General features: G+C 63.7%; 25 protein-coding genes. 24 read left to right on the top strand and 1 reads right to left on the bottom strand.

All coding sequences use genetic code 11. The features are described from left to right. Window positions 1–200: 200 nt before the first annotated feature. The 8 genes from recR (at window position 201) to NKG95_RS15930 (ending at window position 9,142) form a co-directional block, all read left to right on the top strand. Window positions 201–806 carry a recombination mediator RecR gene (recR, locus tag NKG95_RS15965; RefSeq protein WP_023719591.1) on the top strand — a complete coding sequence of 202 codons (606 nt, stop codon included), beginning with the start codon at window positions 201–203 and terminating at the stop codon, window positions 804–806. Window positions 807–1,003: 197 nt separating this feature from the next. Next, window positions 1,004–2,281, top strand: a complete 1,278-nt coding sequence (locus tag NKG95_RS15960; RefSeq protein WP_353041437.1) for a lytic murein transglycosylase — start codon at window positions 1,004–1,006, stop codon at window positions 2,279–2,281. Window positions 2,282–2,482: 201 nt separating this feature from the next. Further along, complete coding sequence (locus NKG95_RS15955; protein ID WP_353041435.1) at window positions 2,483–4,126, top strand: ABC transporter substrate-binding protein; 1,644 nt, start codon at window positions 2,483–2,485, stop codon at window positions 4,124–4,126. Window positions 4,127–4,144: 18 nt separating this feature from the next. Then, window positions 4,145–5,212, top strand: coding sequence for an ABC transporter permease (locus NKG95_RS15950; RefSeq protein WP_023719588.1), 1,068 nt, complete (start codon window positions 4,145–4,147; stop codon window positions 5,210–5,212). A gap of 13 nt (window positions 5,213–5,225) precedes the next feature. Then, window positions 5,226–6,146, top strand: a complete 921-nt coding sequence (gene nikC, locus NKG95_RS15945) for a nickel transporter permease (protein WP_292653972.1) — start codon at window positions 5,226–5,228, stop codon at window positions 6,144–6,146. Next, window positions 6,143–6,976 (top strand): ABC transporter ATP-binding protein, encoded by an 834-nt coding sequence (locus NKG95_RS15940; protein WP_352483250.1) that lies wholly within the window; start codon window positions 6,143–6,145, stop codon window positions 6,974–6,976. The genes nikC and NKG95_RS15940 overlap by 4 nt, the downstream gene beginning before the upstream one ends. After that, a complete protein-coding gene (locus tag NKG95_RS15935; protein ID WP_353041432.1) occupies window positions 6,973–7,722 on the top strand; it encodes an ABC transporter ATP-binding protein in 750 nt (249 codons plus the stop codon). The genes NKG95_RS15940 and NKG95_RS15935 overlap by 4 nt, the downstream gene beginning before the upstream one ends. 142 nt (window positions 7,723–7,864) lie before the next feature. Further along, window positions 7,865–9,142, top strand: coding sequence for a 4-aminobutyrate--2-oxoglutarate transaminase (locus NKG95_RS15930; protein WP_353041430.1), 1,278 nt, complete (start codon window positions 7,865–7,867; stop codon window positions 9,140–9,142). A 1-nt stretch (window position 9,143) separates the two neighbouring features. Here the strand turns inward: NKG95_RS15930 and NKG95_RS15925 are convergent, their stop codons facing one another. Continuing rightward, window positions 9,144–10,397 (bottom strand): NAD(P)/FAD-dependent oxidoreductase, encoded by a 1,254-nt coding sequence (locus NKG95_RS15925; RefSeq protein WP_353041428.1) that lies wholly within the window; start codon window positions 10,395–10,397, stop codon window positions 9,144–9,146. Window positions 10,398–10,820: 423 nt separating this feature from the next. On the opposite strand from NKG95_RS15925, the gene NKG95_RS15920 reads away from it, so the two are divergent. The 16 genes from NKG95_RS15920 to NKG95_RS15845 all read left to right on the top strand — a co-directional run bounded on the left by NKG95_RS15920 (window position 10,821) and on the right by NKG95_RS15845 (window position 25,781). After that, on the top strand, window positions 10,821–12,113 hold the full coding sequence (locus NKG95_RS15920) for an imelysin family protein (protein WP_502913959.1): 1,293 nt from the start codon (window positions 10,821–10,823) through the stop codon (window positions 12,111–12,113). Window positions 12,114–12,168: 55 nt separating this feature from the next. Continuing rightward, on the top strand, window positions 12,169–12,480 hold the full coding sequence (locus NKG95_RS15915; RefSeq protein WP_254816251.1) for a (2Fe-2S)-binding protein: 312 nt from the start codon (window positions 12,169–12,171) through the stop codon (window positions 12,478–12,480). Further along, the gene (bfr, locus tag NKG95_RS15910; RefSeq protein WP_023719581.1) at window positions 12,446–12,931 is read left to right on the top strand and encodes a bacterioferritin; all 486 of its coding nucleotides are present in this window, start codon (window positions 12,446–12,448) and stop codon (window positions 12,929–12,931) included. The genes NKG95_RS15915 and bfr overlap by 35 nt, the downstream gene beginning before the upstream one ends. Window positions 12,932–13,027: 96 nt before the next feature. Then, window positions 13,028–14,551, top strand: coding sequence for a di-heme oxidoreductase family protein (locus NKG95_RS15905; protein ID WP_502913957.1), 1,524 nt, complete (start codon window positions 13,028–13,030; stop codon window positions 14,549–14,551). Beyond that, window positions 14,551–15,627 carry an imelysin family protein gene (locus NKG95_RS15900; RefSeq protein WP_023719579.1) on the top strand — a complete coding sequence of 359 codons (1,077 nt, stop codon included), beginning with the start codon at window positions 14,551–14,553 and terminating at the stop codon, window positions 15,625–15,627. The genes NKG95_RS15905 and NKG95_RS15900 overlap by 1 nt, the downstream gene beginning before the upstream one ends. A gap of 2 nt (window positions 15,628–15,629) precedes the next feature. Further along, window positions 15,630–16,736, top strand: a complete 1,107-nt coding sequence (locus NKG95_RS15895; protein ID WP_353041424.1) for a DUF1513 domain-containing protein — start codon at window positions 15,630–15,632, stop codon at window positions 16,734–16,736. Window positions 16,737–16,896: 160 nt separating this feature from the next. Beyond that, window positions 16,897–17,574, top strand: coding sequence for a tRNA (adenosine(37)-N6)-threonylcarbamoyltransferase complex dimerization subunit type 1 TsaB (tsaB, locus tag NKG95_RS15890; RefSeq protein ID WP_023719577.1), 678 nt, complete (start codon window positions 16,897–16,899; stop codon window positions 17,572–17,574). After that, entirely contained in the window at window positions 17,574–18,068 is a 495-nt protein-coding gene (gene rimI, locus NKG95_RS15885) for a ribosomal protein S18-alanine N-acetyltransferase (RefSeq protein ID WP_023719576.1), read from the top strand. The genes tsaB and rimI overlap by 1 nt, the downstream gene beginning before the upstream one ends. Window positions 18,069–18,089: 21 nt before the next feature. Then, window positions 18,090–18,890, top strand: coding sequence for a lyso-ornithine lipid O-acyltransferase (olsA, locus tag NKG95_RS15880; protein WP_023719575.1), 801 nt, complete (start codon window positions 18,090–18,092; stop codon window positions 18,888–18,890). A gap of 63 nt (window positions 18,891–18,953) precedes the next feature. Continuing rightward, window positions 18,954–20,363 (top strand): tRNA (N6-isopentenyl adenosine(37)-C2)-methylthiotransferase MiaB, encoded by a 1,410-nt coding sequence (gene miaB / locus NKG95_RS15875; protein WP_353041421.1) that lies wholly within the window; start codon window positions 18,954–18,956, stop codon window positions 20,361–20,363. Between the two features lie 83 nt (window positions 20,364–20,446). Beyond that, window positions 20,447–21,439, top strand: coding sequence for a PhoH family protein (locus tag NKG95_RS15870; RefSeq protein WP_023719573.1), 993 nt, complete (start codon window positions 20,447–20,449; stop codon window positions 21,437–21,439). Window positions 21,440–21,456: 17 nt separating this feature from the next. Beyond that, window positions 21,457–21,954, top strand: coding sequence for an rRNA maturation RNase YbeY (gene ybeY, locus NKG95_RS15865; protein WP_352483242.1), 498 nt, complete (start codon window positions 21,457–21,459; stop codon window positions 21,952–21,954). Window positions 21,955–21,982: 28 nt separating this feature from the next. Then, a complete protein-coding gene (locus NKG95_RS15860; protein WP_352483241.1) occupies window positions 21,983–23,056 on the top strand; it encodes a hemolysin family protein in 1,074 nt (357 codons plus the stop codon). A gap of 17 nt (window positions 23,057–23,073) precedes the next feature. Next, the gene (locus NKG95_RS15855) at window positions 23,074–23,544 is read left to right on the top strand and encodes a VOC family protein (protein ID WP_352846975.1); all 471 of its coding nucleotides are present in this window, start codon (window positions 23,074–23,076) and stop codon (window positions 23,542–23,544) included. A gap of 93 nt (window positions 23,545–23,637) precedes the next feature. Beyond that, complete coding sequence (lnt, locus tag NKG95_RS15850) at window positions 23,638–25,224, top strand: apolipoprotein N-acyltransferase (RefSeq protein ID WP_353041419.1); 1,587 nt, start codon at window positions 23,638–23,640, stop codon at window positions 25,222–25,224. A gap of 137 nt (window positions 25,225–25,361) precedes the next feature. After that, the gene (locus tag NKG95_RS15845; protein WP_352493770.1) at window positions 25,362–25,781 is read left to right on the top strand and encodes a helix-turn-helix domain-containing protein; all 420 of its coding nucleotides are present in this window, start codon (window positions 25,362–25,364) and stop codon (window positions 25,779–25,781) included. The last annotated feature ends 93 nt before the right edge of the window (window positions 25,782–25,874 follow it).

Below are 25,874 nucleotides of genomic sequence, written 5' to 3'. Positions count from 1 at the left end.
GAGGGGCGGCACAAACCTAAAGCGATTGCCTCTTTGCGCATCGAACATCCCGCGCCTCAGCAGTGTTCCAAAACCCGTTGAAAAATCCTAGAGCCTGATCCATTCCGATAGATCGGAATGGGGCTCTATCGTCTTGTTTGACCATGATCTTTTCCGAAAACCGGTTTCCACTTTTCGGGATCATGGTCTAAACCGGTGCGATGTCGAAGCGAATCGCCGGTCCCGAGATCGAACGCCTGATCCAGTTGCTGGCCAAGGTGCCGGGGCTTGGCCCGCGTTCGGCACGCCGCGCCGCGCTCCACCTCATCAAGAAGAAGGAACAGCTGCTGGCGCCGCTCGCCGCCGCCATGGGCGAGGCGGTCGACAAGGTGCGCATCTGCTCGACCTGCGGCAACGTCGACACCTCAGACCCATGCATGATCTGCACCGACGCGCGTCGCGACCCCACCACGCTCATCGTCGTCGAGGACGTGGCCGACCTATGGGCGCTGGAGCGGGCGACTGCCATGAACGTGCGCTACCATGTGCTCGGCGGTACGCTGTCGCCGCTCGACGGCATAGGTCCTGATGAGCTCAACATCCGTTCGCTGGTCGATCGCGTCGCCGGCGGCGAAGTCAAGGAAGTGATCCTCGCCGTCAACGCCACGGTCGAGGGCCAGACCACCGCGCACTACCTCACCGACCAGCTTTCCGGCTTCGACATCAAGGTGACGCGGCTGGCGCATGGCGTTCCGGTCGGCGGCGAGCTCGATTATCTCGACGAAGGCACGCTGGCCGCCGCGTTGCGCTCGCGAACCGCGTTTTGAGGCGAGTTGCGGGGAGGGTGCGGATGATGGCTGCTGCGCATTTTTTAAGGCGGGCACTCTGTCACACCCCCCTCTGTCCTGCCGGACATCTCCCCCGCAAGGGGGGAGATCGGCAGCGTCAATCTCGCCGCCAATCTTTCAACGTCGAAAATTGGCGGAAGCAGAGGCGACAGCCAATCTCCCCCCTTGCGGGGGAGATGTCCGGCAGGACAGAGGGGGGTGGGACGGATCGCTGCTTTCACAAAATAGCCGTCGCGTTTCTTCTCGCCGCACTTGCCGCCTTCCTCCTCGCCACCCCCGTCTCCGCGGCAAAAATCGACGATCAGTTCCGCGCCTGGCTTGGCAACGACCTCTGGCCCGAAGCCAAGGCCAAAGGCATCTCCAGGAAAACCTTCGATGCCGCCTTCGACGGCGTCAAGCCGAACCTCAAGCTGCCCGACCTGGTGCTGCCGGGCGAGAAGGCGACGACGCCGCGGAAGCAGCATCAGGCCGAGTTCGGTTCGCCGGGCGCCTATTTCGCCGAAAAGATAGTTCGCGCGGTCACCGCCGGCGGCCGCACCCGCGAGGCGGCCAACGCTAGGACCCTTGCCGCTATCGAGAAGCGCTATGGCGTGCCCGGCGAAGTGCTGCTGGCGATCTGGGGCCGCGAGAGCGGCTTCGGCGCGGCAAAGCTGCCCTACGATGCCTTCGAGGTGCTGGGCACCAAGGCGTTCATGTCGACGAAGAAGGCGTTCTTCCGCACCGAGCTGCTGGCGGCGCTCGGGATCGTCGAGCGCGGGCTTGCCCCGGTCGGCGCGATAAAATCGTCCTGGGCCGGTGCGCTCGGCCAGCCGCAGTTCATGCCGACGTCGTTCCTGAAGCATGCCGTCGATTTCGACGGCGACCGCCGCACGGACATCTGGAATTCGACGCCCGACATACTGGCATCGATCGCCAATTATCTCGTGCATTATGGCTGGGTGAGGGGCCGCGGCTGGGGCTTCGAGGTGACGGTGCCGGACAGCGTCTCGTGCTCGCTCGAAGGTCCGGACCAGGGCAAGAAGATTTCGCAATGGGCTGATATGGGTATCAGGCGTGTGTCGGGTAAACCGTTCCCGGCGAGCGAACTGAAAGCCGAGGGCTTTCTTTTGATGCCGGCCGGCCGCAGCGGCCCGGCCTTCATCGTTACGCCCAATTTCTACGTGCTGAAGCAGTATAACACCAGCGATCTCTATGCCTTGTTTATCGGCCATGGCGCCGATCGCATCGCCCATGGCGACAGCAATTTCTCGGGCAATTGGGGCGCGGTCGGCGGGCTCTACCGCTCCGACATCGCCGCCCTGCAGCGGGCGCTGGAAGCCAAGGGCTATGATGTCGGCAGCGCCGACGGCCTGCCCGGCTTCAAGACGCGCCGCTCGATCGGCAAATGGCAGGCCAGCAACGGCCGTTCCGCTACCTGCTTTCCCGACGCCGACCTGGTTACCGCGCTGAAATAGCCGGGTTTTCGCACCGCCGGTCTGGCCCAATCGACCGTTCTGCAAATGCTCGTTGCCGCGCTCGAAACCGCCGGATATGGTGAGCCGGAACTGCACAAAAAATTGCCGAGACAACGGTCCGGGGATCACCGTTCGACGCGGCAGGAAATGCCACAACCCTGAGCCGGGAACTCAGGTCAACAAAAACAGGGAACAGTTAAAATGATGATGGAAAAGTTTGCTCTACGCTCCCGCTTCTTGCTCGCGGGCGCGGCCATGTCCGCGCTGCTTCTGGCCGCTGCGCCTGCCTTCGCGGTCACGCCCGCCGACACGCTGGTCGAGGGTTTCGCCATCGACGACATCATCTCCATGGATCCGGGCGAGGCATTCGAATTGTCGACCGCCGAAATCACCGGCAACACCTATGATCTCCTGGTACGCCTCGACCTCAGCGACACCTCCAAGGTCAAAGGCGATCTCGCGGAAAGCTGGAGCGTCTCCGACGACGGCCTGACCTACACGTTCAAGCTCAAGCCCGGCCTCAAATTCGCCTCCGGCAATCCGATCACGGCAGCGGACGTCGCCTATTCGTTCGAGCGCGCCATCAAGCTCGACAAGAGCCCGGCCTTCATCATCGGCCAGTTCGGCATCGATGGCGGCAATGTCACCGAGAAGGCGAAGGCCGTTGATGATACGACGTTCCAGTTCACCGTCGACAAGGCCTATGCGCCGAGCTTCGTGCTGAACTGCCTGTCGGCGACGGTCGCCTCGGTGGTCGACGCCAAGCTGGTCAAGGAGCATGTCGCCGCGGTCACGCCGAGCGCCGACTACAAATGGGACAATGATTTCGGCAATGCCTGGCTGAAGACCGGCTATGCCGGCTCCGGCGCCTTCAAGCTGCGCGAATGGCGCGCCAACGAGGCCGTCGTGCTGGAACGCAACGACAATTACAACGGCGAGAAGGCCAAGCTTGCCCGTGTCATCTATCGCAACATGAAGGAAAGCTCGGGCCAGCGCCTGGCGCTGGAAGCCGGCGACATCGACGTCGCCCGCAATCTCGAGCCGAACGATCTCGACGCCATCGCCAAGAATGCCGACCTCACCACCACCAGCGCGCCGAAGGGCACGGTCTATTACATCAGCCTCAACCAGAAGAACGCGAACCTCGCCAAGCCCGAGGTTCGCCAGGCGTTCAAATATCTGGTCGACTACGATGCCTTGAGCACGACCATCCTCAAGGGCATCGGCGAGATCCATCAGACCTTCCTGCCCAAGGGCGTACTCGGCGAGCTGGACGAAAATCCGTTCAAGTTCGACGTCGCCAAGGCCAAGGAACTGCTCGCCAAGGCGGGTCTCGCCGACGGCTTCAGCGTCACCATGGACGTGCGCACCGGCCAGCCGACGACGGGCATGGCGGAATCGATCCAGCAGACGTTGGGACAGGCCGGCATCAAGCTGGAGATCATCCCCGGCGACGGCAAGCAGACGCTGACCAAATACCGCGCCCGCAACCACGACATCTATATCGGCCAGTGGGGCCAGGACTATTTCGACCCGAATTCCAATGCGCAGACCTTTGCCAGCAACCCGGACAATTCGGATGAAGGCAAGACCAAGACGCTGGCCTGGCGCAACGCCTGGGACATTCCGGACCTGACCAAGCAAACGGAGGCCGCCCTGCTCGAGAAGGACGCGGCCAAGCGCGCCGCAATGTACCAGGATCTCGAGAAGAAGATCCTCGACACCAGTCCTTTCGTCATCATCCACCAGCAGCTGGAAGTGGCCGGCCTGCGCAAGAACCTCAAGGGCTTTGCGCTCGGCCCGAGCTTCGACACCAACTTCGTCGGCCCCGTCTCGAAGGAGTGACGCCGGCGGACGCGCCGTATGAGTGTGGCTGAAAGCGAAGTGACGGCAGGGCGCGGCGGCGCCCGCGCCGTTGCCGTGGCCTCATCGATCGCCCGGTTCCTGGTCATCGCGATAACGACCTATCTCGGTCTGCTCGCGGTGACCTTCTTCATCGGCCGCGTGATCCCGATCGACCCGGTGCTGGCGGTGCTCGGCGACCGGGCGCCGGCCAATGTCGTCGAACGAACGCGCCGCGAGATGGGCCTCGACCTGCCGCTGGTCGAGCAGTTCTACATCTATGTCAAACATGCCCTGAACGGTGATTTCGGCACCTCGGTGCTGACCACCAATCCGGTGATGACCGATATCCGCCGCGCCTTTCCCGCGACGCTCGAACTGGCGACGCTGGGAACATTGATCGGTTCGGTGATCGGCGTGCCGCTTGGCGTGCTGGCCGCGGTGCGGCGCGGCAGCGTCATCGACCAGGTCGTGCGGATCATCGGCCTTGTCGGCTATTCCGTGCCGATCTTCTGGCTGGGGCTGCTGGCGCTGGTGCTGTTCTACGCCAAGCTGCAATGGGTCGCCTTTCCCGGCCGCCTCGATGTCGTCTACGAATACACCTTCACGCCGATTACCGGCTTTTACCTGCTGGATGCACTCTGGCAGCGGCAGTGGGACGTATTTGCCGATGCCTTCCGCCACATCATCCTGCCGGCCTCGCTGCTCGGTTATTTCTCGCTCGCCTATATCAGCCGCATGACGCGCTCCTTCATGCTGAACGAACTCACCCAGGAATATATCGTCGCGGCACGAGCCAAGGGCCTGTCCGAAACGCGCATCATCTGGGGTCACGCGCTGCGCAACGCCGCGGTGCCGATGGTTACGGTGATCGCTCTGTCGTATGCCGGGCTGCTCGAAGGCTCGGTGCTGACCGAGACGGTGTTTTCGTGGCCGGGCATCGGCCTCTACATCACCAACTCGCTGCAGAACGCCGACATGAATGCCGTGCTCGGCGGCACCATCATCATTGGCTCGGTCTTCATCGCCATCAATCTATTCTCCGACCTGCTCTACCGGGTGCTCGATCCCAGGACCAAGGCAGGATGAGGACGAAGGCAGGATGAGCACGGAAGCGATTCAAACCCGCCGCGACTGGCTGCTCAGCGAGCGGCCGGCGTCGCGCGTGCAGGCAAGGCTCGGCCGCGCCTACGTGGCCTGGCGGCGCTTCTCCGCCAACCGGCTGGCGTTTGCCGGCCTGCTCATCATCATCGCCCTACTGGTGGTCGCGGCCTTCGCCGATGTGCTGGCGCCCTATTCGCCGACATTCGGCGACCTCAAGGGCTCGCGGCTGCTGGCGCCGAGTGCCGCGCACTGGTTCGGCACCGACGATCTCGGCCGCGACATCTATTCGCGCATCATCTTCGGCTCGCGCTGGACACTGTACGTCGTCATTCTGGTTGCCATCATCGCCGCGCCCATCGGCTTGCTGGTCGGCACCGTCGCCGGCTATGCCGGCGGCTGGACCGATGCGATCCTGATGCGCATCACCGACATCTTTCTCGCCTTTCCGAAGCTGATCCTGGCGCTGGCCTTCGTCGCCGCGCTCGGCCCCGGCATCGAAAACGCCGTGCTCGCCATCGCCATCACCTCGTGGCCGCCCTATGCCCGCATCGCGCGCGCCGAAACGCTCACGGTGCGCAATTCCGATTACATCAAGGCGGTGCAGCTGATGGGCGCCTCGCCGTTCCGCATCGTGCTTCGCCACATAATGCCGCTCTGCATCTCCTCGCTGATCATCAGGGTGACGCTCGACATGGCCGGCATCATCCTGACCGCCGCCGGTCTCGGCTTCCTCGGTCTCGGCGCGCAGCCGCCGCTGCCGGAATGGGGCGCGATGATCGCATCGGGCCGCCGCTTCGTGCTCGACCAGTGGTGGGTGGCGGGCGCGCCGGGCTTTGCCATCCTCATCGTCAGCCTCGGCTTCAACCTGCTCGGCGACGGCCTGCGCGACGCGCTCGATCCCCGAAGCGGTGACCAATGAGCACGCTTCTCGAAGTCGACGACCTGCGCGTTACCTTCCCGACGCGCACCGGCCTGATCGAGGCGGTGCGCGGCGTTTCCTTCTCGCTCGGCCGCGAGCGGCTCGGCATCGTCGGAGAGAGCGGTTCGGGCAAGTCGCAGACCGGCCGCGCCATCATGGGCGTCACCCCGCCGCAGGCCGAGGTGACCGCGAAGACGCTCGCTTTCGACGGCATCGACCTGCTGGCCGCCTCGCCGCGCGAGCGCCGCGCGCTGCGCGGCAAGCGTATCGCCATGATCCTGCAGGATCCGAAATATTCGCTGGACCCGGTGATGAGCATCGGCCGCCAGATCGTCGAGACGCTGCGCACGCATGAGAAGGTCTCCAAGGCCGAAGCCCGCGAGCGCGCGCTTGCCATGCTGGAGGCTGTGCAGATCCGCGATCCGGCCCGTGTCTTCGACCTGCATCCGCATGAGGTTTCCGGCGGCATGGGCCAGCGCGCCATGATCGCCATGATGCTGATCGCCGGGCCGGAGATGATGATCGCCGACGAGCCGACCTCGGCACTCGACGTCACCGTGCAGCTCGACGTGCTCGGCATCCTCGACAGGCTGGTCAGCGAGCGCGGCATGGGGCTGATCTTCATCTCGCACGATCTGCGCCTGGTCTCGTCCTTCTGCGATCGTGTCATCGTCATGTATGCCGGCAAGGTCGTCGAACAGCTCAAGGCCTCGGAGCTCGGCCGCGCCCAGCATCCCTATACGCGCGGCCTGCTCAACTGCATGCCCAAGATCGGCGCCGACCGCCACCCGTTGCCGGTGCTCGACCGCAAGCCGGAGTGGGCGGCATGACGGCAGCCCTTTCCGTCGACAGGCTGGAGGTGATGTTCGACCGCTTCCGCGCGCTGAAAGGCGTCAGCCTCGAGGTGCAATCCGGTGAATCGTTCGGCCTCGTCGGCGAATCCGGCTCCGGCAAGTCGACCCTTCTCAGGGCAATCGCCGGCCTGGCGCCGGCCGCATCAGGCACCATTACCGTCAACGGCAAAACGCTCGGCGCGCGCCGCGACAAGGCGTTTTATCGCGAGGTGCAGATGGTGTTCCAGGACCCGTACGGCTCGCTGCACCCACGCCAGACCGTCGACCGCCTGCTGCAGGAGCCACTCGCCATTCACGGCTTCGCTGACGGTGAAAAGCGCATCCAGCGGGCGCTGGACGAGGTCGGCCTGGGCACTGGATTCCGCTTCCGTTATTCGCATCAATTGTCGGGCGGACAGCGCCAGCGCGTGGCGATCGCGCGCGCCCTGATCCTCGAACCCTCGATCCTGCTGCTCGACGAACCCACCTCGGCGCTCGACGCTTCGGTGCAGGCCGAAGTGCTGAACCTGTTGGAGGAGATCCGGCGGCGCCGCAAGCTGACCTTCCTGATGGTCAGCCACGACTTCGCTATCATCACTCACATGTGCGAGCGGCTGATGGTGATGCAGAACGGCGAAGCGATGGAGAATCTGACGGCGGACGATCTTGTTGAACGCCGTGTCACCAAGGATTATACGCGCAATTTGCTGAGGGCCAGCGAGGGGTTTGTCAGGACGGCATGAGCGACGGGCGTTCGGTTGCTGACGCCGACCGGCAGGCCCAATCGCCCGGCGGCGGTGCCAACTTGAGGAAAAACTGAAATAAGCCCAGAAGAGTCTCAACAGCCATCAAACGAGAGCGGGCGCCGGCCCGGCGAGGGGTACGATGACAAATTCAGCCATTTCCGAACGCAAGGACCAGTCGATTTCCCGCGGCGTCGGCATGACCACTCAGATCTATGCCGATCGCGCCGAAAATTCGGAGATCTGGGACGTCGAAGGCCGCCGCTATATCGATTTCTCGTCCGGCATCGCTGTCGTCAACACCGGCCACCGTCACCCTAGGGTGATCGAAGCGGTCAAGGCGCAGCTCGACCGTTTCACCCATACCTGCTACCAGGTCGTGCCTTATGAGAGCTATATCAGGCTGGCAGAACGGCTGAACGGCATGCTCCCCGGCAAGTTCGACAAGAAGACGATTTTCGTCACCACCGGCGCCGAGGCGGTCGAGAACGCGATCAAGATCGCCCGCAATGCCACCGGCCGGCCGGCGGTCATCGCCTTTTCCGGCGGCTTTCACGGCCGCACCTTCATGGGCATGGCGCTGACCGGCAAGGTCGTGCCTTACAAGGTCGGCTTCGGCGCCATGCCGGCGGATGTCTTCCATGCGCCGTTCCCGGTGGCGCTGCACGGCGTCTCGGTCGCCGATTCGCTGGCCGCGCTCGACCGGCTGTTCAAGGCCGATGTCGACCCGGCCCGCGTCGCCGCGATCATCGTCGAGCCGGTGCAGGGCGAGGGTGGCTTCTACGAGGCGCCGCGCGACTTCATGACCGCATTGCGCAAGATCTGCGACCAGCACGGCATGCTGCTGATCGCCGACGAAGTGCAGACCGGCTTTGCCCGCACCGGCAAGATGTTTGCCATGGACCACCACGAGGTGGCGGCCGACATCACCACCATGGCCAAGAGCCTGGCCGGCGGCTTCCCGCTGGCGGCCGTCACCGGGCGTGCCGAGATCATGGATGCGCCGAGCCCCGGCGGGCTCGGCGGCACCTATGGCGGCAGCCCGATCGGCGTCGCCGCGGCGCATGCGGTGCTCGACGTCATCGATGAGGAGAAGCTCTGCGACCGCGCCAACACGCTAGGCAACCGTCTGAAGCAGCGCCTGCAATCGATCCGCGACGAAGCGCCTGAGATTGTCGATATCCGAGGACCCGGCTTCATGAACGCGGTCGAGTTCAACGATGTGACGAAGGGGCTGCCGTCGTCGGAACTCGCCAATGCGGTGCGGCTGAAGGCGCTCGACAAGGGCCTGATCCTGCTGACCTGCGGCGTCTACGGCAACGTCATCCGCTTCCTCGCGCCGATCACCATCCAGGACGCCGTCATGAACGAAGCGCTCGACATCCTCGAAAGCTCGATCCGCGAAGTTCGCGCCGCCTGAGCTATCCGGCCGCTCTTGCAGGCTCTGCCTGCTGGAAGGCGGCGAGCGCCGCCTTCAGCCCGTCGGGCCCGGTCGCGACAATCTGCGGCGACGGCGAAAAGCCGGCGCCGAGCATCTTGCGGCCAAGCATATGGTCGCCGGGCCGGTTGACCGATTCGATGCCGAGCAGCCGGCTTGCGGCGTAGTGGTAGATCGAGAATTTGTTTTCGGCCACGTCGCCCAGCACGACATGGCTGTCGCCGCCCGCAATCAGGCCGACCATCTGCAGCTTCATGTCGCCGATATCGGACCAGAACCACGGTACTGCCGAGTAATTGTCGGCATGGCCGACGATGGTGCGCGCGGCGAGCCGCGCGTGGTCTGTGGCGTTCTGCACCGATTCCAGCCGCACGTCGCCGCCGGTGAACCAGTGCCGGTAGGAGGCGGCGTCGCCGATGGCGAGGATTTCCGGCACCGACGTGCGCATCTGCTGGTCGACGCGGATGCCGTTGGCGATGGCAATACCGGCGGCTTCGGCCAATTCGACATTCGGCACGACGCCAATGCCGATGACGACCATCTGTGCCGGCAATCTCTCGCCGGACGAGGTGATTGCAGCCGAAACACGGCCGTTCTCGCCCTCCAGCCGTTCGATGGTGGTGCCGGTAAGGATGCGCACACCGGTCGCTTCCAGCCGCTGGCGCACATGGCTGGCGATGACCGGTGCCACGGCGCGGCCGAGCAGCAGGTCGACCGCCTCGACCACCGTAACCTTGCGGCCTGCGGCGGTAAGTGTCGCGGCAATCTCCAGGCCGATGAAGCCGCCGCCCAGGATGACGACCTCCTCGCTTTGCACGCTCAATTCGCGGATCAGGCGGGCATCGCCGAGCGAGCGCAGCGACACAACGCCGGAAAGCTCCGAACCCGGCAGCGGCAGCAGGCGCGGCCGCGCGCCGGTGGCGAGGACCAGCCGCTCGAACGGCAGCACGCCGCCGCCCGATATCTCCAGCCGGCGGCCGCCTACATCGATGCGCTCGATCCGGAGGCCTGGCCGGTAGTCTATGGCGCTGCCGGTATAAAAAGCCTCGCCGCGCAACGGCTGCGGCTTTGCTTGCTGATCCTTGATGAAGGTCTTCGACAGCGGCGGCTTGTGGTAGGGCAATTCGTTTTCGTCGCCGATCAGGATCACCGGCCCGTCATAGCCCTCTTCGCGCAGGCTGGCAGCCGCTTGCACGCCCGCATGACCCGCACCGACAATGACAACCCCGTTCTTCATAACAGCCCGATTCCTCATCCAAATCTAGGACATCCCGCCAGGTGGCGATTGTCCGGCGCCGCCGCAAGAGCGCCGATCCGGGTCGCACCCGGAACGGCCGCCTGTCAATCGCTTCATGCGCCGGCATTCCGGATAGATCGGCGTTAAAGTTGACAGTTCTAGTTTAGAATAATTCTAAACTGTTGTTTCAATTGAATTTTTTCTAGACCACCAGTTGACATCCGGCGTCTTCGCCGTTTTATGGAAGCTCGCGCGTCAGCGCATCCCTTTGATGTCTGGGCCTTGAACCCTTTCGATTGGAGGCATTTCGGTGTCTTTCTTCCGCGAACCGCGCGATGGCGCGACCCTTCTTTGCCCGCTGGCAACTGCCCGCCGCGGCGCCGGCATTTCATTGAGTCCCGAGGAGAGACAGTCATGAGAACGATGATCACGGCGCGGTATGGCGGCAGGCTTGCGGCGATCGGCGCCACCGCGATGCTCACGGCGGCGGTGTTCGTGCTGCCGGCAAAGGCGCAAACCGATGCCAAGGCGGTCATCAAGATCTATTCCGACATTGCGCTCGCTAAATACGAGGATTCGCTGATCACGGCCGAGGCGCTCGACAAGGCTGTCGATGCACTGCTCGCCAAGCCATCGGCCGAAACGCTGAACGCCGCCCGCGAGGCCTGGAAGGCATCGCGCGTTCCCTATCAGCAGACCGAGGTCTATCGCTTCGGCAACGCGATCGTCGATGACTGGGAAGGCAAGGTGAACTCCTGGCCGCTCGACGAGGGCTTGATCGACTATGTCGCCAAGGGCTACGGCACCGAGTCGGACGCCAACGCGCTCTATACCGCCAATGTGATCGCCAACAAGTCGATCGAGATCAACGGCAAGAAGGTCGACGCTACCAATCTGACGCCGGAGTTCCTCTCCGGCACCCTGCAGGAAGCCGGCGGCATCGAGGCCAATGTGGCGACCGGCTATCACGCCATCGAATTCCTGCTATGGGGCCAGGACCTGCACGGCACCGGTCCTGGCGCCGGCGAGCGGCCCTACACCGATTACGATCTTGCCAATTGCACCGGCGGCAATTGCGACCGTCGCGGGCAGTACCTGAAATCGGCGAGCGACCTTCTGGTTTCCGATCTCAAGGACATGGTCAACGACTGGAAGGAAGGCGGCGCCGCCCGCAAGAACCTTGTCGATGGCGAGCCGAACGCCGCCATTTCGACCATCTTCACCGGCATGGGCTCGCTGTCCTATGGCGAGCTCGCCGGCGAGCGGATGAAGCTCGGCCTCTTGCTGCACGATCCAGAAGAGGAGCACGATTGTTTCTCCGACAACACCTACAACTCCCATCTCAATGACGCCGTCGGCATCCGCGCCGCCTATCACGGCAGCTACACGCGGCTTGACGGCACTGTCGTCGAGGGGCCGTCTGTGGCCGACATGGTCAAGGCGGCCGATCCGGCGATCGACAAGGAATTGTCGGACAAGCTGGATGTCACCGTCGCCAAGATGGAGGCCATCAAGGCGCGGGCGCTTGCCGGCGAGGCCTATGACCAGCAGATCGGAGAGGGCAACACGGAAGGTAATGCCACCGTGCAGGCGGCGATCGACGCGCTGGTCGATCAGACCAAGTCGATCGAACGCGCCGTCGGTACCCTGAAGCTCAATGCCATAGCCTTCGAGGGATCGGACAGCCTCGATTCACCGGACAAGGTGTTCCAGTAAACTATCGAAACCACCAGCCACGCGGCGCAATGAGCGCCGTCAGCCAGAGCGCCAAATGCTGATCTGCCATTGCAACATCATCACCGAAAAGGAGATAGAGCAGACGATCGTCGGACTGCTGGATGAGGACCCTTGGCAGCTTATCGTGCCGGCGAAGGTCTATCATGCCATGCACAAGCGCGGTCGCTGTTGCGGCTGCTTCCCAAATGTGGTCGAAACGATCATTCGGGTCACCGAAAATTACCACACCCGCTCGGCGGCGAGCGGCGTGGACATTGTTTCACACCTGGATCGCGTCAGAGGCCTGCGCGTCCAATACGGGAGCAGAACCCATGAAAGGCGAACAGCAGATCATAGAGCGGCTTAACGAGGCTCTGTTTCTGGAACTTGGAGCGGTCAATCAGTACTGGGTGCATTTCCGGCTGCTGGAAGACTGGGGATACGCCAAGCTGGCGAAGAAGGAACGCGCCGAATCGATCGAGGAAATGCACCATGCCGACCGGCTCGTGGCGCGCATCATTTTCCTCGAGGGCCATCCGAACCTGCAGTCCGTGGCGCCGCTGCGCATCGGGCAGAATGTCAAGGAAGTGCTCGAATCCGATCTTGCCGGCGAATATGACGCGCGCACTGCCTACAAGCGGTCGCGCGAGATCTGCAACGAGGCAGGCGACTACGTGACGATGAAGCTGTTCGAGGAATTGCTGACTGACGAGGAAGGTCACATCGACTTCCTCGAGACGCAACTCGATCTGCTGGCCTCGATCGGCGAGGAAAAATACGGCCAGCTCAACGCGGCATCGGCCGACGAGGCGGAATAAGGACATGCAGGAATGCGGCGCCCCCTAGATTTCATGCGCCGCTTGCGGCCGGCCGAGCATTGCGGCCTGCCGCCTCAGAAGAAACCGCGATACGGAATGGTTCGCGGCGCTTTTCTTGCCGTGGTGGCGACGCTCACAGCCTCGGCGCTGGCCGGAGCGCCGCAACCGGCGGGGCTTGCTACCAGCCGCACCGATCTGACGCCGAAGGATCTGGCGCGCGTCATCGCCATTACCAGGCCGACCAGCGATTTCTCCAGGCCCGAGCAATTCGAGCTAATGCAGGGCGGCGCCGGCACCTCGAAGAAGGACGTCAACAAGGACGCCTTCTCGCAATCCTCTGCCAACATCAGCTTCGAGGAAGAGGGCACCTTCAAGCTCGGCAACGCCATCTTCCGCAAGAACTGGGTGTCCTCGCCATCCTCGACACAGGCCTCGGATGGGCTCGGTCCGCTGTTCAATGAGCGCGCCTGCCAGAACTGTCATCTGAAGGACGGCCGCGGCCATCCGCCCGAAGGCGACAGTGGCACCACCTCGATGTTCCTGCGCCTGGCAAGGCAAGCCAGTACCGAGGAGGAGGAAGCCGCGCTCGCCGATCACAAGGTGCTCAACTTCCCCGACCCGGTCTATGGCACGCAATTGCAGGAATTGGCGGTACCCGGCCTGCAGGGCGAGGGCAGGATGCATGTCGACTATCAGGACGAGAAGGTGAAATTGGCGGATGGCAGCACGGTGTCGCTGCGCAAGCCGAGCTATTCGGTCGAGGGCCTCGCCTACGGGCCGCTCGACCCGCACACCACGCTGTCGCCGCGCATGACGCCGCCGATGATCGGCCTCGGCCTGGTCGAGCAGATCGCTCCTGCCGACATCCTTGCGCGTGCCGATGCGGCCGACCGCGATGGTGACGGGATTTCCGGCAGGCCCAACATAATACGTGACGGCAGCAGCGGTGAACTGACGCTCGGCCGTTTCGGCTGGAAGGCGCAGGCGGCATCGATCCGCCAGCAATCGGCGGACGCTTTTGCCGGTGATATCGGCATTTCGACGCCCGAGGTGCCGAAGCACTGGGGCGATTGCACCTCCGGAGAAAAGACCTGCCTTGCCCTGCCTAACGGCGTGCAGGAGCGCCTCGGTCCGGTCGAAGCGCCGCCGCCGATCATGGACCTCGTTACCTTCTATTCGCAAAACCTTGCCGTGCCGGCCCGGCGCGGTCTCGACAGACCGGACGTGCTCGCCGGCAAAAAACTGTTCTACGATATGGGCTGCATCTCCTGCCATACGCCGAAATTCGTCACCCGTCGCGGCACCCCGAATAAGGCGCAGGCCTTCCAGCTGATCTGGCCGTATTCCGATTTCCTGCTGCACGACATGGGACCAGGCCTTGCCGACGGGCAGGCGGTGGGCGAGGCCACGGGAAGCGAATGGCGCACGCCGCCGCTGTGGGGCATCGGGCTCACCCAGACCGTCAGCGGCAACACCTTCTTCCTGCATGACGGGCGCGCGCGCAGCCTGGCCGAGGCGATCCTGTGGCATGGCGGCGAGGGCCAGAAGGCGCGTGACCGCTTTGCCGCCGCTGATGCGGCCGATCGCGATGCGCTGATCAAATTTCTGGAGTCGCTCTGATGCCGAAGCGTCTTGCGCTTGCGCTCGCTCTGCTGGTCCTCAACGGTGCGCTGCCAGCATCCGCGGCGGTGAAGGCTTCGGATGTGATCCAGCGGGCGACCGACGGCTTCGTCCGCCCGGCCTATGCCAGGCTGCATGACCATGCGGACAGCTTGGCGAAGATCATGCACGCGCTTTGCCAGGCGCCCTCGCAAGACAATCTCGATGCGGCACGCGCCGAATTCTCGGGTGTCGTGGATGCCTGGTCGGTGGTGGAAATCATCCGTTTCGGGCCGATCTCCGAAAACAACCGGCTTGAGCGCATGCTGTTTTGGCCGGACCGCAAGAGCATCGGCCTGAAGCAGGTGCAGGCAGCACTTGCCGGCAAGGATCCGACAGCCGCCGATCCGGCCCAGCTGGCGACAAAGAGCGTCGCCATGCAAGGGCTCGGCGCACTGGAATTCGTGCTCCATGGTGACGGCGCCGATCAATTGGCCGGCAGGGACGCCGCCTATCGCTGCGCCTACGGTGCGGCCATTGCCGGCAATATCGAGGCAATCGCCGGCGAGGTCAGCGATGCCTGGACCAAGCCCGACGGTTTTGCCGCGCTCTGGGCCAATCCGGGTCCGCAGAACGCGCTCTATCACGGCGGCACCGAAGCGGTGACCGAACTGGTCGGCGTCTTCATCAACGAGCTGAAAATGGTGCGCGACGTGCGCCTGAAAGGCTTCCTGGGCGCCAAGCCGGAGGCCGACAAACCGAAACAGGCGATCTATTGGCGCTCGCAAAACACCGCCCGCTCGCTGACCGGGAACCTGGCGGGCATGGACGCGCTGTTCCAGGCCTCGCAGCTTGGCGACGCGCTGCCGCCCGATGCGCGCTGGATGGCGGAATCGGTTCACATCCAGCTCACCAACGGGATCGAGGCGGCCAAGGCGATCAGGGGTCCGATCGACAAGGCACTTGCCGATCCGGCGCTGCGCCGCAAGCTCGATTATTTCTCGCTGGTGACATCCAGCCTGACGACCCTGATCGGAACCAGGCTGACCGCCGAATTTGGCCTGACCGCCGGGTTCTCGTCACTGGACGGCGACTGATCATGAGGACGCCGCTGATCGATCGGCGCGATTTCCTGAGGGCCGCAGGCGCTGGTTTCGTAGCGGCGATGGCGCCCTCGGCCTGGGCAAAGACACTCGACGCCGACGCGGTCTTCGCCACCGCTTTCGTCAAGCGCGACGGCAGCTATGGCGCGGCCGTCCTGTCCGAGGCCGGCAAGTTGTTGCACACGATCGATCTGCCCGATCGGGGCCACGACGTTACTTTCGACCCGGTGTCGAAGCGGTCGGTGGTGTTTGCCAGGCAGCCGGGCACCTTTGCTGTCGTCTTCGACCATACCGGCCGCGATGAACCGCAGACCATTGCCAGCGTTGCCGGCCGACATTTCTTCGGCCATGGCGTGTTCTCGGCCGACGGCACGCTGCTCTACGCCACCGAGAACGATTTCGACAATGCCGCCGGCGTGGTCGGCGTCTATGACGCGCATGCGAAATTCAAGCGCATCGGCGAGTTCCCGACCTACGGCATGGGCCCACACGAGCTTTTGCTGCTTTCCAATGGCAGGACGATTGCTGTGGCTAATGGCGGCATCGAGACGCATCCGGATTATGGCCGCGCAGAGCTCAATATCGCAACGATGAAGCCGTCCTATGTTCTGGTCGACCGCCTTACCGGCGATCTCACCGAAAAGCACGAATTGCCGCCGGCGCTGCACCAACTGTCGATCCGCCATATGGATGCCGACCGGTCCGGCACCGTCTGGTTCGGCTGTCAATACAGGGGGCCGGGTACCGATCGTCCCCCGCTGGTCGGCCGCGCGCCGCGCGGCAAGGACTTGCAATTGCTCGACATGTCGCAAGACGTGCTCTCCGGCTTCAGGAACTATATCGGCTCGGTCGCCGCCAACCCTGCCGCCGGCACCATCGCCGTGTCTTCGCCTGAGGGGAATTCGCTTGCCGTGATCGACACCGCCGCCAGCCGCATCGTCGCTACCAAGGCGCTGGTCGAGGTCTGTGGCGTGGCGCCCGATGGGAAAAGCTTCATGGCGACGACGGGCGCCGGCGAAATTGTCGAGGGCGGTGGCACGATCCGTTCCGAGCCGGACTATGTCTGGGACAATCACGTGCTGCGTATCGAGCAGATCGGCTAATCCTGGCAACGGTTTGTGGCAGTTGCGTTCGTCGAAACTTACCTTCTTGGACCCACACTCCAAGCAAGTCGCCTGAAGATTTGTGGATATTCCCCTTGCGGGGATCAGCCCTGGCGGGCAGAGGGAGGCTGCTTTCGAAACTGTCTCAACCGGGCGCTTCATGAAGTTGCTTGCCATCGACTGTGCCGCCAATCTCTGCGCCGCCTGCGTCTACGACGCGGCGGCCGGGAAAGAACTCGGCCGTTCGGTGCTCGATCTCGGCAAGGGTCATGCCGAGCATCTGATGGGTGTCATCGAAGGGGCGTTGAAGGCGGCCGGAACGGACTTTACCGGCCTCGGCGCCATTGCCGTTGCGACCGGTCCGGGCTCCTTCACCGGTCTGCGCGTCGGCGTCTCGGCGGCGCGCGGCCTTGCGCTGGCGCTGAAAATCCCCGCGATCGGCGTGACGACTCTGGAGGCGTTGGCCGCAGAGGCCGCAGCGATATTTCCCCGCCGCGCCGTGCTCGCCGCGCTCGATGCAGGCCGCGAGGAGATCCATGCGGCGCTTTACGATGAGAGGTCGGTTCTGATCTATGGTCCGGCTGTGACCACGCTCTCGCAAGCCGCAGCCATGGCGACCGACATCTCTCCGGTTCTGGCGGGCACGGCGGCAACCCAAATTGCCGCGGCGGCCGGGCGCAGCTTCGATCTCGGCGGGACGGCGGCCACCGCCGACATCGCCGTCTATGCCCATCGGGCCGCAGCCAAGGGCGAGGGCGAAAAGCCGAAACCGCTCTATCTGCGCGGCGCCGACGCCAAGCCGCAGGCCGGCTTTGTTTTATCGAGGCAAAAAAACTGATGCGCATTCCGTTCCTCCAGCCGCGCCGCAGGGACTATGCGCTCGAGCCGCTGACAATTGCCGACAGCGCGGCCATGTCGGTGCTGCATCGCGAGGATTTCGCGCGGCCGTGGACCGACGACGAATTCGCCGCACTGCTCGAGCAGGACACCGTGTTCGGCTATGCCGCGCGCGAGACCGGACAGGGCGCCAAGCCGCCGGTCGGCTTCGTGCTGGCGCGGCTGGCGGCCGGCGAGGGGGAGGTCCTGACGGTCGCGGTGGCACGCTCGCATCGGCGCCGGGGGCTCGGCTGGCAATTGATGGATGCGGTGCTGCGCGAATTGCACGCACAGCGCGCCGAGGCACTTTTCCTCGAGGTCGACGAGACCAACGTCGCTGCGATCGCGCTCTATCGGCGGCTTGGCTTCCGCGAGGTCGGCAAGCGCGCCAACTATTACAAATCGCCGGAACACGGCCCGACCGGCGCGCTTGTCATGCGCCGCGATCTTCGCTAGCCAAACGCCGGGGTGGTGCGGATGATCGGAAAAATCAGGATTTTCCTGGCGCTGGGGCTGGTTGTCGTCGGCTCATTGGTGCTTGTGCCGCTGCAGGTCCTGTCGATGAGGACCGGGCTCTGGCGCGAGACCTTCATCCTGAAGATCTGGCACAGGATGATCGTCAGGGCGCTGGGGCTGCGCATCCATGTCAAGGGGGCGCTGTCCGGCCAGCGCCCATTGCTGATTGCCGCCAACCACATCTCCTGGACCGACATCATGGTACTGGGGTCGATGGTCGACGTGACGTTCATCGCCAGGGCCGACATGGCCGGCTGGCCGTTGATCGGCATGCTGTCGAAGCTGCAGCGCACTGTCTTCATCGAACGTGAGCGCAAACGTTCGTCGGGCGACCAGGCGAGCGAGATCGCCGGCCGCATGGCTAAGGGCGACGCCATGGTGCTGTTTGCCGAAGGCTCGACCGGCGACGGCAACATGATCCTGCCGTTCAAGAGTACGCTGTTCGGCGCCGCTACAATGGCGATTGCGGAAGGGGCGGCCGAACAGGTCTTCATCCAGCCGGTGGCGATCGTCTATACGCGCCTGCATGGCGTGCCGCTCGGCCGCCGGCATCGGCCGGTTGCCGCCTGGATCGGCGATGAAGAGCTGATGCCGCATCTGAAGGTGCTGATGGCCGAGGGCGCCCTCGACGTCGAGGTGCATTTTGGCGAGGCGATTGCTTTCTCCAAGGGCTCCAGCCGCAAGGAAACGGCAAAGCAGATGGAACGCCAGGTGCGCGAGATGGTGCAGGCGGCGCTCGCCGAGCCGCGCCCGAGCCGGTAAGCTGCGCGGGTTCCGGCCAGATTCGTCTGTTTTTTGTCAGGGAAAGGCGCTAGAAGCCGCGAAATGGAATTGAACACGATAGAACGCGACGACACCGGCGCTGCCGCCGAAGACCTGGTCGTTCTGCCTGCCGCGACCAGGAAGGTCTTCGTCAAGACCTATGGCTGCCAGATGAACGTCTACGATTCGCAGCGCATGACCGATGCGCTGGCGGCTGACGGCTATGCCCCGACAGACGCTATCGGCGAGGCCGATCTGGTGCTGCTCAACACCTGCCACATCCGCGAGAAAGCGGCGGAAAAGGTCTATTCCGAACTTGGGCGCATCCGTGAGTTGAAGGCCGAGCGTGCAAGGGCCGGGCGCGAAATGCTGGTCGGCGTCGCCGGCTGCGTGGCGCAGGCCGAGGGTGCCGAGATCATCCGCCGCTCGCCGGCCGTCGACCTGGTCATCGGCCCGCAGACCTACCACCGGCTGCCCGGTGTGCTGGCGAGGGCGCGGAGCGGCGAAAAGATCGTCGAGACCGACTATGCCGTCGAGGACAAGTTCGAGCATCTGCCGCAGCCGAAGCGCGCCGAACTGATCAGGCGCGGCGTGACGGCGTTCTTGACCGTTCAGGAAGGCTGCGACAAGTTCTGCACCTTCTGTGTCGTGCCCTACACGCGCGGCTCGGAAGTCTCGCGGCCGGTGGCACAGATCGTCGCCGAGGCCGAGCGCCTGGCGGATGCCGGCGTGCGCGAGGTGACGCTGCTCGGCCAGAACGTCAATGCCTGGCATGGAAGAGGTGAAAACGGCGCGGAATGGGGCCTTGGCCGGCTGCTGTTCAGGCTGGCCGAGATTCCGGGCCTGGCGCGCCTGCGCTACACAACCAGTCATCCACGCGACATGGACGATGAATTGATCGCCGCCCATCGTGATTTGCCTACGCTGATGCCCTATCTACATTTACCGGTGCAATCCGGCTCCGACCGCATACTCAAGGCGATGAACCGCAGACATATGGCCAAGGACTATCTGACGTTGATCGACCGCATCCGTGCCGCACGGAACGACATTGCGCTGTCGGGCGATTTTATCGTCGGCTTTCCCGGCGAGACGGAAGCCGATTTCGAGGCGACCATGCAGTTGGTCCAAGACGTCAACTATGCCTCGGCCTTTTCGTTCAAATATTCGCCGCGCCCCGGCACGCCGGGCGCCGAGATGAGTGATCATGTGCCGGAGGCGGTCAAGGACGAGCGCCTGCAGCGGCTGCAGGCGCTACTGCTGAAACAGCAGCAGGATTTCGGCGCAAGCCTGATCGGCAGGACCATCGACACGCTGATCGAAAAGCCGGGCCGCCAGGCCGGCCAGAAGGTTGGCCGCTCGCCCTGGCTGCAGCCGGTTATTGTTGATGAAAAGGCCGGTGAAATCGGTGACATTATCCAGGTACGAATCACGAAGACGGGCTACAACAGCCTGTTCGCCGAATTGGCCTGAAGGCCTCGGCAGATGAGGAGAGACGGTTGAGCGCTGCTGAAGTGAAGAACCTGCCCCAGAACCTACCCTCGGGGGCCTCGGATATGGCGCACATCGTACTGACTTTCGACAACAACAAGCTTGCCAGCGCCCTTTACGGCCAATTCGACGAGAATCTGGCCAGACTCGAGCAGAAGCTCGGCGTCGACATCCGCTCGCGCGGCAATCAATTGACCATCAAAGGCTCTTCCTCGGCGGCCGAGCAGGCACGCCGCGCCTTGGACAATCTTTACGGAATTCTGCAGAAAGGCACCGATATCGGCCAGTCCGATGTCGACGGCGCTGTGCGCATGGCGATCGCCGCCGACGACCAACTGACGCTGCCGACACTGGAGCGCAAGGGCAAGGTGTCTGCCGCCCAGATATCGACGCGCAAGAAGACGATCTATGCCCGCTCGCTGAACCAGGACGCCTATATGCGCGCGCTGGAGCGGTCGGAACTCGTCTTCGGCATCGGCCCGGCCGGCACCGGAAAGACCTATCTGGCGGTGGCGCATGCGGCAATGCTGCTCGAACGCGGCATGGTCGAACGCATCGTGCTGTCGCGCCCCGCGGTCGAGGCCGGCGAACGGCTTGGCTTTCTGCCGGGTGACATGAAGGAGAAGGTCGATCCTTATCTGCGGCCGCTCTATGACGCGCTCTACGACATGATGCCGGCCGACAAGGTCGAGCGGGCGATTGCCGCCGAGGTCATCGAGATCGCGCCGCTGGCGTTCATGCGCGGCCGTACGCTGGCGCACGCTGCCGTCATCCTCGACGAGGCACAGAACACCACGCCCATGCAGATGAAGATGTTCCTGACCCGGCTCGGCGAGAACTCGCGCATGATCGTCACCGGCGATCCGACCCAGATCGATCTGCCGCCAAACACCAAGTCCGGCCTGGTCGAGGCGCTGAGAATCCTCGACGGCGTCACCGGCATGGTGACGGTCCGCTTCAACGAAGGCGACGTCGTCAGGCATCCGCTGGTCGCCGAGATCGTCAAGGCCTACGACCGCGACGGCAAGCTGGCCAGGGGCTTGGGTGTCGAAGGCTGATATGATTATGCGGCCGCATGGCTGAGGAGCAAAAGGCGGGGGGGCCGCTTCCCGTCGAGATCGATATCGCGATCGAGGCCGGAGATTGGCCCGCCGAGACGACGCTGACGCGGCTGGTCGACCATGCCGTCTCGGCCGCCTTTGCCGAAACCGGTGCGGACGGGCGTTCCGAGCTCAGCATCCTCTTTTCCGACGATGCCCATATCCGCACGCTCAATGCCGGCTGGCGCGGCAAGGACAAGCCGACCAACGTCCTGTCTTTTCCGGCTTTTCCGTTTGCCCGGGGCGGGCCGCTGCCGCCGATGCTCGGCGACATCGTGCTGGCCGCCGAGACGGTCGCGCGCGAGGCGGCACTGGAAGACAAGCCGGTCGAGGACCATATCTCCCATCTCGTTATCCATGGCCTGCTGCATTTGCTGGGCTACGATCACGAAACCGACGCCGAAGCGGAACTGATGGAAGCGACAGAGCGCGCAGCACTTGCGAGGCTTGCCATTCCCGATCCCTACACGTAATTACAAAAGATCAATTGACCGGACGATGATGAACGACAAACCAGAGACTGCCGCCCGCCCCGATGCCGGCAGTGCGATCAAGCCTTCCGAAACGACGGAAGAGGGCTCGAGTCCGAGTACCACGACCGGCAGCTTCGCCAGCGAGGCATCGCCTGCCGGTCCTTCCCTGTTCGATCGCGTGCTCGGGCTTTTCAGGCACCGCAACGGCACCAGCCTGCGCGAGGAGATTGCCGGTGCGCTTGCCGAAACGGCGAGCGATGCGGAATCCTTCTCGCCCGGCGAACGCGCCATGCTCAACAATATCCTGCGTCTGCGCGAAGTGCGCGTCGAGGACGTCATGGTGCCGCGCGCCGACATCGAGGCGGTCGAGATCACCACGAAGCTGGGTGATCTTCTGGGGCTCTTCGAACAGTCCGGCCATTCCCGCATGCCGGTCTATTCGGAGACGCTCGACGACCCGCGCGGCATGGTCCATATCCGCGACGTGCTGGCGCACATCACCAAGGTCGCCCGCGTCCGAAAGGGCAGGACGACCAGGAAAACCGCGGTCGCAACGGTTCTCGATCTCGCCCAGGTGGATCTGGCGCGCACCATCGGCGATCTCAACCTGATCCGACCGGTGCTGTTCGTGCCGCCGTCGATGCTCGCCTCCGACCTGATGGGGCGGATGCAGACGACACGGACCCAGATGGCGCTGGTCATCGACGAATATGGCGGCACCGACGGTCTCGTCTCGCTCGAGGATATCGTCGAGATGGTGGTCGGCGACATCGAGGACGAGCACGACGACGACGAGCCGATGATCACCCAGGCCGGCGAAGGCGTCTTCATCGTCGACGGCAAGGCCGAGATCGACGATGTCGCCAAGATGATCGGCGAGGATTTCGCCGCCGGCGAGCACGGCGAATATGTCGACACGATCGGCGGCATGATCTTCAACACGCTTGGCCGGGTGCCGGCGCGCGGCGAAGTGGTGCAGGCCATACCCGGCTTCGAGTTCCATGTGCTCGACGCCGACCCACGCCGCGTCAAGCGCGTGCGCATAGTCGAAACCCTGAAGGGCGAGCGCCGCCGCCGCGCCGCCCGCACCGAGCAGGCTTGAAGGACGCGGCTCGCCCGATGCCGATTGAGGACCCGTTCAAGCACTCGACACTGGGCTCCGGCGTCTTCTACCAGGATCCGCGGGCCGCATTGACATGGCTTGAAAAGGCTTTCGGCTTCGAGCCGAGCATGGTGGTCAGCGATACCGATGGCAGGCTCGTCCATTCCGAGATGCGGTTCGGCGACGGCTATATCATCATCGATTCCGAATGGGCCGACCATATAGCCAGCCCGGCTTCAGTTGCAGGCAAGAACACGCAGTCGGTCTATGCGCGCCTCAAGGACGGGATAGATGCCCACTGTGATCGTGCAAGGGCGGCGGGAGCCGAGATCGTCGAGGAGCCTGCCGACCAGTTCTACGGTGAACGGCAGTACAGGGCGCGCGATCCTGAAGGCCATGTCTGGACCTTTTCCCAGACTGTCCGCTCCGTCCCCCGCGAAGAGGCTGAGCGGCTGGGCGGACTGAAGATCGAAGGCTGGCATCGATAGCTATGAGCGGACTTGTTCGCTCTTATCCGGTTTGGAGCCAAGGCCGCGGCCTGATAAATCTTGCTTCCTGATTCGCACGACTCGGAAGCATAGATGGAGCGCCAGGCCGGCCGGATAATTCTGCTTTGGGGCTGGCGGCGCGCGCTGGTGGCGTTTCTTGCCGGCGCGCTGGCGGTTCTTGCTCAGGCGCCTTACGATTTCTTCGCCGTCTGTTTCGTTTCGTTCCCGCTGCTGGTGTGGCTTCTCGATGGCGCGACCGGCGAAGCCTCGGACGGTTTTCTGCGACGCTTGCTGCCGGCTTTCGCCATCGGCTGGTGGTTCGGTTTCGGCTACTTTCTTGCCGGTCTGTGGTGGGTTGGCTCGGCGCTTCTGGTCGAGGCCGACAGCTTCGCCTGGGCCTTGCCGTTCGCGGTGGTTGGCATCCCCCTCGCGCTGGCCTTCTTCTATGGCTTCGCCGCCGTGGTTGCCCGGCTGTTGTGGAGCAATGACATCGGCCGCATCGCCGCGCTCGCCTTCGGCTTTGCGCTGGCGGAATGGTTGCGCGGCTTCCTGTTCACCGGCTTTCCCTGGAATGCCGTCGGCTATGCGGCGATGCCGGTGCCTTTGCTGATGCAGAGCGTGTCGGTGACCGGCATGATCGGCATGAATGCGCTTGCAGTCTTCGTCTTTGCACTGCCGGCCCTGCTTGCGGCGCGCCGGCATCTTCGCCTCGGCGTCGCATTGCTTGTCGTTCTGGTCGTTGCCCATGCCGGCTTCGGCTATATCAGGCTCGCCGCCCCCGAAAAGCCGGCCGCCCGCAGCCTCGACGTCCGTATCGTGCAGCCTGCCGTCGACCTCACGGAAAAATGGGATGCCTCGGTGCGTGACCGCATCTTCGCCACCATGATGGGGCTTTCGGCCAAAGCGCCGGAACCCGGCCATGACAGGCCGCAATTGATCCTGTGGCCGGAGACCTCGGTGCCGTTTCTGTTCACCGAACGTCCGGATGCCTTGCCTGCCATCGGAGAGATGCTCGGCGATGGCCAGATGCTGGTCGCCGGCGTCGTTCGCGAGGAAGGCGGCTCGGCGACCGGAAGCCGTTACTACAACTCGGTCGTGGCGATCGACGAAAGGGGCGAAATCGTCGATGCCGTCGACAAGGTTCATCTGGTACCGTTTGGTGAATACCTGCCTTTCGCCGATCTGCTCGGCCGCTTCGGGCTTGAGCAGCTTGTCGCCGGCCCAATGACCTTCGCGGCCGGCAATGAGCGGCACCCGATCACGCTGCCCGGCGGCATCCGGGCGCTGCCGTTTATTTGCTATGAGGTCATCTTTCCCGATCTGGTCGCGGTTGACGCTACGTCAGCCGAGCTTATTGTGAACGTCACCAATGACGCCTGGTTCGGCGACACGCCAGGGCCGTACCAGCACGTCAGGCAGGCGCAGATCCGGGCGGTGGAGAATGGGGTGCCCCTGTTGCGCGCGGCCAATAACGGCATTTCGGCCGTTGTCGACCCGCGAGGACGCATCGTCGACGCGCTGGCTATCGACGCACGCGGCGCCATCGATGTGCGTGTGCCGATCTCCAACCAAGCCATCGTTTCCTCCGGCCAACGACGCATTAACGGAATGCTGATCATGTTTTTGCTTGCCGTTGCGGCATGCATTTTGAACGTAAGGCAAAGGCTACGGGCGAATTGACAGCCGACACATTAGAAACTCATACTGTAAGCGCCTGAAAATTCTCGAAGTCGATAAGGTCGTTCTGTTGGGGCACGGGCCGCGGCGTCGTTTGGGCAGCAAAATAGAAAAAGCCGGAAAAATTCGGCGAGGAAAAAATGACAGAAGAAAACAAGAAAAAGCCGAATCCGATCGACATCCACGTCGGAAGCCGCATCCGGCTTCGCCGCAATATGCTGGGAATGAGTCAGGAAAAACTGGGCGAAAACCTCGGCATAACGTTCCAGCAGATCCAAAAGTACGAAAAAGGCACCAATCGCGTCGGCGCCAGTCGTTTGCAGGCAATCGCCTCGATACTCGGCGTTCCCGTCGCCTTCTTTTTCGAGGATGCGCCCGGTCAGGAGGCCGTGGGCAACCGTGGATTTGCCGAGGATGCGTCGATGACCTCCGCCGTCGAATTCTGCGGCAGCCCGGAAGGCCTCCAGCTGAACCGCGCCTTCGTCAAGATCGCCGACGTGAAAGTGCGTCGCAAGATCATCGAGCTTGTGAAGTCGCTCTCCGCCGACGAGGTCGATTGACTGGCCGTAGCCGGGCATGCAATTTCTCGTGGCTGAGTGCACCGTGGGATGTGCATTCCGCAGATGCGCCGACGCGCGGATCGATTTTGCTCG

The sequence above is a fragment of the Mesorhizobium sp. M1423 genome, from assembly GCF_040317575.1.
Lineage (GTDB): Bacteria > Pseudomonadota > Alphaproteobacteria > Rhizobiales > Rhizobiaceae > Mesorhizobium.
The sequence above is the reverse complement of the archived record's forward strand: the minus strand, read 5'-3'. Positions and strand labels throughout refer to the sequence as shown.

What these genes read in the sequence shown, in the direction of transcription:
- recR (WP_023719591.1), top strand. Translation starts at nt 201, where the DNA reads ATGTCGAAGCGAATCGCCGGTCCCGAGATCGAACGCCTGATCCAGTTG.
- NKG95_RS15960 (WP_353041437.1), top strand. Translation starts at nt 1,004, where the DNA reads ATGTCCGGCAGGACAGAGGGGGGTGGGACGGATCGCTGCTTTCACAAA.
- NKG95_RS15955 (WP_353041435.1), top strand. Translation starts at nt 2,483, where the DNA reads ATGATGATGGAAAAGTTTGCTCTACGCTCCCGCTTCTTGCTCGCGGGC.
- NKG95_RS15950 (WP_023719588.1), top strand. Translation starts at nt 4,145, where the DNA reads ATGAGTGTGGCTGAAAGCGAAGTGACGGCAGGGCGCGGCGGCGCCCGC.
- nikC (WP_292653972.1), top strand. Translation starts at nt 5,226, where the DNA reads ATGAGCACGGAAGCGATTCAAACCCGCCGCGACTGGCTGCTCAGCGAG.
- NKG95_RS15940 (WP_352483250.1), top strand. Translation starts at nt 6,143, where the DNA reads ATGAGCACGCTTCTCGAAGTCGACGACCTGCGCGTTACCTTCCCGACG.
- NKG95_RS15935 (WP_353041432.1), top strand. Translation starts at nt 6,973, where the DNA reads ATGACGGCAGCCCTTTCCGTCGACAGGCTGGAGGTGATGTTCGACCGC.
- NKG95_RS15930 (WP_353041430.1), top strand. Translation starts at nt 7,865, where the DNA reads ATGACAAATTCAGCCATTTCCGAACGCAAGGACCAGTCGATTTCCCGC.
- NKG95_RS15925 (WP_353041428.1), bottom strand. Translation starts at nt 10,397, where the DNA reads ATGAAGAACGGGGTTGTCATTGTCGGTGCGGGTCATGCGGGCGTGCAA.
- NKG95_RS15920 (WP_502913959.1), top strand. Translation starts at nt 10,821, where the DNA reads ATGATCACGGCGCGGTATGGCGGCAGGCTTGCGGCGATCGGCGCCACC.
- NKG95_RS15915 (WP_254816251.1), top strand. Translation starts at nt 12,169, where the DNA reads ATGCTGATCTGCCATTGCAACATCATCACCGAAAAGGAGATAGAGCAG.
- bfr (WP_023719581.1), top strand. Translation starts at nt 12,446, where the DNA reads ATGAAAGGCGAACAGCAGATCATAGAGCGGCTTAACGAGGCTCTGTTT.
- NKG95_RS15905 (WP_502913957.1), top strand. Translation starts at nt 13,028, where the DNA reads ATGGTTCGCGGCGCTTTTCTTGCCGTGGTGGCGACGCTCACAGCCTCG.
- NKG95_RS15900 (WP_023719579.1), top strand. Translation starts at nt 14,551, where the DNA reads ATGCCGAAGCGTCTTGCGCTTGCGCTCGCTCTGCTGGTCCTCAACGGT.
- NKG95_RS15895 (WP_353041424.1), top strand. Translation starts at nt 15,630, where the DNA reads ATGAGGACGCCGCTGATCGATCGGCGCGATTTCCTGAGGGCCGCAGGC.
- tsaB (WP_023719577.1), top strand. Translation starts at nt 16,897, where the DNA reads ATGAAGTTGCTTGCCATCGACTGTGCCGCCAATCTCTGCGCCGCCTGC.
- rimI (WP_023719576.1), top strand. Translation starts at nt 17,574, where the DNA reads ATGCGCATTCCGTTCCTCCAGCCGCGCCGCAGGGACTATGCGCTCGAG.
- olsA (WP_023719575.1), top strand. Translation starts at nt 18,090, where the DNA reads ATGATCGGAAAAATCAGGATTTTCCTGGCGCTGGGGCTGGTTGTCGTC.
- miaB (WP_353041421.1), top strand. Translation starts at nt 18,954, where the DNA reads ATGGAATTGAACACGATAGAACGCGACGACACCGGCGCTGCCGCCGAA.
- NKG95_RS15870 (WP_023719573.1), top strand. Translation starts at nt 20,447, where the DNA reads ATGGCGCACATCGTACTGACTTTCGACAACAACAAGCTTGCCAGCGCC.
- ybeY (WP_352483242.1), top strand. Translation starts at nt 21,457, where the DNA reads ATGGCTGAGGAGCAAAAGGCGGGGGGGCCGCTTCCCGTCGAGATCGAT.
- NKG95_RS15860 (WP_352483241.1), top strand. Translation starts at nt 21,983, where the DNA reads ATGAACGACAAACCAGAGACTGCCGCCCGCCCCGATGCCGGCAGTGCG.
- NKG95_RS15855 (WP_352846975.1), top strand. Translation starts at nt 23,074, where the DNA reads ATGCCGATTGAGGACCCGTTCAAGCACTCGACACTGGGCTCCGGCGTC.
- lnt (WP_353041419.1), top strand. Translation starts at nt 23,638, where the DNA reads ATGGAGCGCCAGGCCGGCCGGATAATTCTGCTTTGGGGCTGGCGGCGC.
- NKG95_RS15845 (WP_352493770.1), top strand. Translation starts at nt 25,362, where the DNA reads ATGACAGAAGAAAACAAGAAAAAGCCGAATCCGATCGACATCCACGTC.